Raw genomic sequence first — 1,367 nt, forward strand, 5'->3', positions numbered from 1 at the left:
TCTTACTGAGGGGCTCTATTTTTTTCAAACCTGATATTTAACGATCTACAGGAATGCTAACGGGTGCGTTCGTATTATAAGGTCGACCAGTAAAAATTACTGGTTGACCTTTTTTTAATAGAATCTATTATATCAGTAGCCAGGGTAGGACGTACGGGTGCGTGGGACTTGATCCCGTGAACTAAACTGTCCGCCCCCTACTTGTAGAAACATGTTTGAGGCTGGTTGGGACGCAGATCTCGTATAACAAGCGAAGCTATGACACTACATGGAGGACTAGGGGTACTGGTTAGTAAGTAGAGGGGGAAAAAACAATGAATCCAGTTGTTGGTCTGGATGTGGCAAAAGGAGAGAGCCAAGTTCAGGCATTTTTAGATCAATCTAAACCGTATGGGAAGAGCTTTTCAATGAAGCATATCAAAGAGGAGTTAGAGCATTTTTTAGAATTTCTAAAAGAAATTGAAGAGGTGACAGGGCAGATGCCTATGGTCATTTTAGAATCTACAGGGCATTACCATTCTCCTGTTATTCAATACATGGAGGAACAAGGGATTCTATATATCTTACTAAATCCGATTATTTCTTATCAGGCAAAGAAGTCCAGTTTACGGAAGGTAAAAACGGACGCAATCGATGCGTACCAGTTGTGTGTGCTGTATTACAAGGAGGATTTTGAACCTCATAAAATTAGAGGAATTCAGCTTTTAGACCTTCGTAATATGTCAAGACAACAGGAAATCGTAACGAATATGTATGTGGAGGCTAAACTTCAGTTTCACACCATTTTAGATCAAGTGTTTCCTGAATACCGGAAGGTTTTTGGGGATCTATATTCAAAGGTTTCTTTATTGATGTTAAAGGAATATCCTACTTCAGAGGCGGTATTAACGGCCGGAGAAAGTAGACTAGCAGAGAGTGTAATAGAGTTCTGTTCTAGCCGATCGGGTCAATGGGCATGGGAAAAAGCAAAAAAAATAATGGACTCCGCGTCTCGAAATCCATTTCAAATAAACGTGTATCAAAGTCACGTAATCAATCTTCGTATGTATATTGAGTTGCTTTTTCATTACCAGGGACACCTCTCTGAGTTGGAAGATCGTATAGTGGCCCTGGCAAATGAACTGGAAGAGTATAAGATCATCCAATCGATTCCCGGTATCGGAGAAAAAATCGCAGCCACGATTATCTCTGAAATTGGTGAAATCGATCGGTTTAATCACCCGAAAAAACTGGTTGCCTTCGCTGGAGTAGATCCAAGTGTTCACTCATCAGGTAAGTTTACGGCAACCATTAATCGTATTACGAAAAGAGGTTCGAGCAGACTACGTCATTCTCTGTATCTTGCCGTACTATGCGGCATAAGAAGT

General features: G+C 40.7%; 1 protein-coding gene. It reads left to right on the forward strand.

The window, feature by feature from the left end; all coding sequences use genetic code 11:
• Positions 1 to 314 precede the first annotated feature (314 nt).
• The coding region (locus FNK51_RS22900; protein ID WP_141994793.1) for an IS110 family RNA-guided transposase at positions 315 to 1,367 on the forward strand (1,053 nt) is incomplete at its 3' end.

The organism is Bacillus sp. B4EP4a (assembly GCF_006680105.1).
Classification (GTDB): domain Bacteria; phylum Bacillota; class Bacilli; order Bacillales; family DSM-1321; genus Peribacillus; species Peribacillus simplex_E.